This is a genomic window from Hymenobacter agri, assembly GCF_054778495.1.
This window is the reverse complement of sequence record NZ_BAAGZM010000239.1, coordinates 1-6,111: the sequence shown is the minus strand read 5'-3', so window position 1 is coordinate 6,111 and position 6,111 is coordinate 1. Positions and strand designations below refer to the sequence as shown.

Sequence of the window (6,111 nt, the reverse complement as noted above, 5' to 3'; positions counted from 1 at the left end):
AGCGCGCTGCCGGCTCCGCTGCCCGTGGTGCGCTGCCAGCTCGACCCGCATCTGGCCCCCGAAATCTTGCTGCCCACAGCTTCGGCGCCGGCCCCGGTGGTTCCGCTCGTGCTGCCTGCGGCCGATATTGCGGCTTCTTCATCGTCAGTAGCTACTACCGTCTCTTCCACTCGCTCCATCCCTCACGCAATGCCGCACATCCGTCCCACCGAAGGCGATTACCTGCCCTACGCTCTAGGCTATATCAACCAGATTCCGGCCGACCAAGACCCGCTCGCGGCCCTGCGCGCCCAGCCGCAGGAAATCCACGCCGTATTTGCGGGCCTGAGCGAGGCCCAGGCCGAAAAGCCTTACGCCGATGGCAAATGGAGCCTGAAGGAAATGCTGCTGCATCAGATTGATTCTGAGCGCATTTTTGCCTACCGCGCCCTGCGTTTCGCCCGGGGCGACGACCAGGATTTGCGCGGCTTCGAGCAGGACGACTACGTGGCCAATAGCAACGCGAACGCCCGCGCCATCGCCAGCCTGCTGGCCGAGTACGATGCCGTGCGCGCCGCCACGCTGGCGCTGTTTGAGCATTTTGGTGAAGAGGAACTGAGCCGACGCGGTACCGCCAATGGTGGCCCAGCCACCGTGCGGGCGCTGCTCTACATCATCCCCGGCCACGAGCGGCACCACCTCAACATTATCCGCGAGCGGTATTTGCCCATTTTGTAGGTGTTTTCGCCAAAACGGCTACCTTCGCCCGACACAACGCGACGGCCCGCCCGCGCGTTGAAATCCCTGAAAATTCCCCTTCACTAAAAATTCTTTTCAACCATGGCCAAAGCCCAGGACGCCCGCAAAGAGAAAAAGAAAGAACCCGCCAAAACCATGAAGGAAAAGAAAGCGGAAAAAGACGAGAAGAAAGTTGCCCGCGCCCGCAAGCAGGAATAATTTTCTCTGGTCACATAATGCAAACGCCTTCCAGTTCAATAAACTGTGAAGGCGTTTACGTTTACCAACGCTTTCAAATGGAAATAAAGCTTTGCGAAGCGGAAGTAGAACAACTACTCTCCGCGGCTTGCATAAAGCTGGGCTTTTGCTTGCCCCCACCACTCTGCAGGCGGATTATACATAATCCACCCGCTGATATCGATAGATTTGTGGAAGTTGTGTACAGGGGCGAAGGCCTAGACCCGACACTGAAGAGCCCGTTGTACGACCAACTGCGCGAACTCGTGGCGAAAGCATTTGAACGGCATCGAACATAGCCAAACTAGTACTGGCCGCAATTGTCGCTACGCTTAAACTGCCGCCAACAACTAGAGTGTGTAGTAAACCTCTTTCTCCTTATCGTGGTGGCGGATGTAGCCGTGCAGCACCAGCTTTATCAGCGTTTGGTACGCGCGGCGCTTGCCGAAGTTGACCAGCTTCATGTACTGTGCCAGGGTAATGCGCGGGTGGGTTTTGAGGTAGTCGATAACCGTGAGCTCCTGTTTGTTAAGTGGGATTTTTTCGAAGCGGGCTTCGGGTTGCTGGCGCTCCAGTAGCTTCTCAGTGAGGCCGCTGGTTTGCACGCTGGCGTCGCGCACGCGCACGTAGCCGCGCCAGTCGTCGGGGCCCACGAGGGCGCGGTGGGGCTTGTCGGTGCTCTCGGGCACGGTCACGATGATGACGGTGCGGCCGGCGTTGTCTTCCACTTCGCGGAAGCGCAGGTTAGTAAGCGGGGGCTCGACGTAGTGCGCGGCCGCATCGCGCAGCACGAACAACTCTTCCTCCGCATCGCGCACGCCCAGTACCCGGCCGGCATCATCAACCCCCACCAGTACCTGGCCGCCACGCGTGTTGGCCAGCGACACCAGCGTGCGCGAAATACGGTGCGGGTGCGTGGTTTTCTGCTTGAATTCCAGCTCCTCGCCCTCGCCCCGCGCTATCAGCTCGTGTAAATCCATGGCCTAGTATACGCAAGCGGCCATAAAAAATGCCGCTTCTGATGAACAGAAGCGGCATTCAATATTTGTCAGCTAACAGCTAACTAGAAGGGCAGGTCGTTGTCGTCGTCGCTGGCGATGGGCGCAGCCGAAGGCTGGGCACGCAGCGTGGGGTTCTGGTTTTGAGCAGCGGGGCGGGGAGCCGACTGCTGCTGACCACCGCCACCGCCGTAGTTGGCAGCACCAGCGGGCTCAATTTTCCAGGCCTCCAGGTTGGTGAAGTACAGCATCTGGCCGTTTTTGTTGAAGCCGCGGCCGCGCAGGTTGAATGTCACCTTTACTTCGTCGCCCATTTTGTAGGGGTCGATGAGGCTGGTTTTGTCCTGAACCATTTGAAACTTAATATGCTCGGGATACTGGCCGTCCTGTACTTCCAGCACGAACTCGCGCTTGCGAAACTTTTCGCTCACCTGCTGTTCGTCAAAAATTTCGTGCAGCCGGCCGGTTACGTCGTATGCCATAAAAATGGGGTGTTTTGGTAGTAATAAACTTGAACATCAAACCTACGAAAAAAAACGCAAGCAGCCCCGTCGCCGTTCCATCCGGCTACCTTTGCGGCCACCTTTTTGCCGACTTTTTTACTCCTTATATATATGTACGCCCTCGCCCTCCACGGCGGTGCCGGCACCATTGCCCGCGCCTCCCTCTCGCCCGCCGACGAACAGCAGTACCGCGCCGCCCTCGAAACTGCCCTCACCATCGGCCACGACCTGCTCCGCGACGGAGCTGCTGCCCTCGATGCCGTGGAAGCCACCGTGCGCAGCCTCGAAGACTGCCCGCTCTTCAACGCCGGGCGCGGGGCCGTGTTCACCCACGACGGCCACCACGAAATGGATGCCGCCCTGATGGCCGGCCACACCAAGCTGGCCGGAGCCGTAACCGGCGTGCGCCAAGTGCAAAACCCCATCCGGGCCGCCCGCCTGGTGATGGAAAAAACAGAGCACGTGCTGCTGGGCTACCCCGGCGCCGACGAGCTGGCACGCGAATACGGCCTGCCGCTGCAGCCGGCCGAGTACTTCTTCACCCAAAAACGCTTCGACCAGCTGCAGGACGCCATCGCCGTCGGCAAAATGCAGCTCGACCACGCCGCCGACCCCAACTGGAAAAAAGGTACCGTGGGTGCCGTGGCCCGCGACCAGCACGGCCACCTGGCCGCCGCCACCAGCACCGGCGGCATGACCAACAAGCGCTACTCCCGCATCGGCGACACGCCCCTCATCGGGGCCGGCACCTGGGCCGATGCGCGTTGCGCCATCAGCTGCACCGGCAACGGGGAGTATTTTATTCGGGCGGTGGCAGCCTACGACGTGGCCTGCCTCATGGAGTACAAAGGCCTGAGCTTGGAAGAAGCTGCCCGCATCGTGGTGCAGGACAAGCTCGCGCCGGTGGGCGGCGAGGGCGGCCTCATCGCCATCGACGCCGATGGCAACGTGACGCTGCCGTTCAACTCCGAAGGCATGTACCGCGCCAGCCGCCGAGAAGGGGAGGCGGCGCGGGTAGCTATATATAAGGAGTAGTTGCTGGACGAGGAGAAAAGAATGAAAAGCAGAACGTCATGCTTCGACCAGCTCAGCATGACGTTCTGCTTTTCTGCTTCAGCGAAAACTACCAGCGCTGATGCACCAGCGGCCGGATGCGGCGGTCGTAAATCTCCCGCACGGCCTGCATTTGCTCGGCCGAGAGGGCCGGCAACTCGGCGGCTTTCAGGTTGGCCAGAATCTGCTCGGGGCTGGAGGCACCGGGGATGATGCAGCTCACTTCGTCGAACATGAGAATCCAGCGCAGGGCCTGGGCGGCTAATGGAGCTTGAGGGCCGAGGGCTTCCTGCAATTCGGCCACGGCTTCGAGTCCGGTTTGGTAGTCTACTCCCGAAAAAGTCTCGCCTTTATCGAAGGCTTCGCCGTGGCGGTTGAATGCGCGGTGGTCGTCGGGCGCGAAGTGGGTTTGGGGCGAGAACTTGCCCGTGAGCAGGCCGCTGGCCAGCGGCACCCGCACAATGAGGCCCACATCGCGCCGGGCGGCTTCTTTGAAAAGCAGCTCCGGCGGGCGCTGCCGAAACATGTTGAAGATGACCTGCACGGTCGTGACGTTCGGAAACTCGATGGCTTTCAGGCCTTCTTCTACTTTTTCGATACTCACGCCGAGGTGCTGAATTTTGCCTTCCTCACGAAGACGGTCGAAGAGCTCGAAAATTTCGGGGCGGTAGTACACTTCCGTAGGTGGGCAGTGCAGCTGCACGAGGTCGAGGGTTTCGAGCTGCATGTTGCGCAGGCTGTCTTCCACGAACTGACGCAGGGCGGCGGGCTGGTAGGCCTCGGCGGTGTGGGGCTGCAGGCGGCGGCCGCATTTGGTGGCCACGAAAATGCGCTCGGAGCGGGAGCGCACCAAGCGGCCCACGGCTTTTTCGCTTTCGCCGTCGCCATACACGTCGGCCGTATCAATGAAGTTGATGCCGGCATCGGCGGCGGCGTTCAGGATTTTATCGGCGTTGGCGTGGCTGAAGGGCTCGCCCCAGCGGCCACCCACCTGCCAGGTGCCGAGGCTGATTTCAGAGATGGAAAATCCGGTTTTGCCAAGTTTGCGGTATTGCATGATGCTTGAGATTGAAGAAAGAACAGAAGTCTTGTTAACGGCAAAGCCCGCTCATTGGTCGAATGAGCGGGCTTTGTAGCAGAAAACAGTGGCGTTATTCGGCGGCGGCCACGGTTGTAATCGTGGGCGTTGCCCGGATGGGCAGCGCGTCTTTGCTGACATAAAATTTACGCTCGCGCATGTCGTACACGTTGCCTTTGGCCAGCACGTGCATGGTCACGTTTTCGATGGAAAGCACGGTGCCTTTCTTGGCGGCAGCGGCGTTGTTGTGCTGAATGTCGTGCCCGTCGAGAATGATAACCAGGTTAGAACCAATGGTTTCGACCCAATTGCCCTCGGTGATGAGCACGCCGGTATCTTCGCCCAGGCCAATGCCAATGAGCTTGGGATGCAGCGCCACCGACTCGATGAGGCGGCCAAACCGGCCCCGCTTCACGAAGTGCGAATCGACGATGGCGGCGGGCAGGAGGCCCAGGCCCACGCCCATCTTCACGGCCCCTTTCAGCAGCGCATCCGGCACCGAGCCGCCCCGAATCATGTGCTGTGACATGGCCATGGCGCCGGCGCTGGTGCCGGCAATCACGAAGTTGGGCTCAGCATAGTAGCGCTGCATCATGCGGTCCATGAAGTCGGTTTCGCCGAACATCTCGCGCAGGCGCGACTGGTTGCCGCCCGAAAACATGATGACGTCGGCCGCCATCAGGCGCTCCAGGTACTCGGGCTGCCGCGCATCTTCGGGCGTGCGAATGTCCATGATGCCCACGTTCAGGCAATTGAGCATCGCAAACGAGCCGGTGTAGATTGGTCCGACTTCTTCCGGAATCATCGACGCCGTGGTAATGACTTCGATGCGCGGGTCGAGCTTGCCGGTTTCGAGCACGATGCGCTTGAGGATGCCCAACTCGAAAAAGTTGAGGTAATACTTGCGACGGGTTCTCGGATTGGGGTACGTGCCCTTATCCTCGTTGCCGCCCACGGCGATGAGCTTGCCAAGCGGTATGATGGTTTTCAACGGAAAGCAGGTGTTAGGGAGTGAAGCAAAACGACTGGGGCCCGGCGCGGTGGCCGGGTGGGAGCCAGGCCCGGGGCAAAGTTCGGGCCGGATGGGGAAACTAACCGCAAATTATCGGGGCGCGGTTGGTGCAGGCGGCGCGGCCAGCAGCGCGTCGAGTGTGCCGGTGGCCACCGAGTGGTAGTTAGGCCGTGCTTCCTGATAAATAGCTTGCGCCCGGGCCGGACCATCGGGCGTGGCCAGCAGCGCCCGGTACAGCGGCACCAGAAACTTGCGCCGCCCCACATGCCGCAGAAATTTGGTCAGGGCCGCGTCGGCCGGTGCGTAGCCCGCCCGCAGCGTGTGTGGAAACCAGGCCGCGAGAATTTCGGCGTTGCCGGAATTGGTGAAGCCAAACGCCGCGTCTAGGTCGGCCAGCTGTTCGGTGGTGAGGGTAGTGGGCAGGTTGTTCAGGAAGTGCACCCACTCGTGGCTGCTCCAGCCCGCGATGCCCGGCAGGAGGGAGGCCGCCCCCGCGCCGCCCGCCAGCCGGCC

General features: G+C 60.9%; 7 protein-coding genes. 2 read left to right on the top strand and 5 right to left on the bottom strand.

The window, feature by feature from the left end; translation table 11 throughout:
- Positions 1 to 717 (top strand): DinB family protein (locus tag ACYVDE_RS12670; protein ID WP_460501911.1); only part of this gene is annotated, 717 nt, incomplete at its 5' end.
- A gap of 587 nt (positions 718 to 1,304) precedes the next feature.
- Here ACYVDE_RS12670 and ACYVDE_RS12665 read toward each other — a convergent pair.
- The gene (locus tag ACYVDE_RS12665; protein ID WP_460501910.1) at positions 1,305 to 1,934 is read right to left on the bottom strand and encodes an AlbA family DNA-binding domain-containing protein; all 630 of its coding nucleotides are present in this window, start codon (positions 1,932 to 1,934) and stop codon (positions 1,305 to 1,307) included.
- Between the two features lie 83 nt (positions 1,935 to 2,017).
- The gene (locus ACYVDE_RS12660) at positions 2,018 to 2,434 is read right to left on the bottom strand and encodes a DUF3127 domain-containing protein (protein ID WP_460501909.1); all 417 of its coding nucleotides are present in this window, start codon (positions 2,432 to 2,434) and stop codon (positions 2,018 to 2,020) included.
- A 132-nt stretch (positions 2,435 to 2,566) separates the two neighbouring features.
- Here ACYVDE_RS12660 and ACYVDE_RS12655 point away from each other — a divergent pair, with 132 nt between their 5' ends.
- Positions 2,567 to 3,490 (top strand): isoaspartyl peptidase/L-asparaginase family protein, encoded by a 924-nt coding sequence (locus tag ACYVDE_RS12655; protein WP_460501908.1) that lies wholly within the window; start codon positions 2,567 to 2,569, stop codon positions 3,488 to 3,490.
- A gap of 88 nt (positions 3,491 to 3,578) precedes the next feature.
- Here ACYVDE_RS12655 and ACYVDE_RS12650 read toward each other — a convergent pair whose 3' ends face one another.
- From ACYVDE_RS12650 to ACYVDE_RS12640, 3 genes are all read right to left on the bottom strand, one after another.
- Positions 3,579 to 4,565 (bottom strand): aldo/keto reductase, encoded by a 987-nt coding sequence (locus tag ACYVDE_RS12650; protein WP_460501907.1) that lies wholly within the window; start codon positions 4,563 to 4,565, stop codon positions 3,579 to 3,581.
- Between the two features lie 94 nt (positions 4,566 to 4,659).
- A complete protein-coding gene (locus ACYVDE_RS12645) occupies positions 4,660 to 5,577 on the bottom strand; it encodes a cyanophycinase (RefSeq protein WP_460501906.1) in 918 nt (305 codons plus the stop codon).
- 111 nt (positions 5,578 to 5,688) lie between these two features.
- The coding region (locus ACYVDE_RS12640; protein ID WP_460501905.1) for a leukotriene A4 hydrolase C-terminal domain-containing protein at positions 5,689 to 6,111 on the bottom strand (423 nt) is incomplete at its 5' end.

Bases quoted from the DNA above. Each gene is read 5' to 3' on its own strand.
- ACYVDE_RS12665 (WP_460501910.1), bottom strand. From the start codon at position 1,934: ATGGATTTACACGAGCTGATAGCGCGGGGCGAGGGCGAGGAGCTGGAA.
- ACYVDE_RS12660 (WP_460501909.1), bottom strand. From the start codon at position 2,434: ATGGCATACGACGTAACCGGCCGGCTGCACGAAATTTTTGACGAACAG.
- ACYVDE_RS12655 (WP_460501908.1), top strand. From the start codon at position 2,567: ATGTACGCCCTCGCCCTCCACGGCGGTGCCGGCACCATTGCCCGCGCC.
- ACYVDE_RS12650 (WP_460501907.1), bottom strand. From the start codon at position 4,565: ATGCAATACCGCAAACTTGGCAAAACCGGATTTTCCATCTCTGAAATC.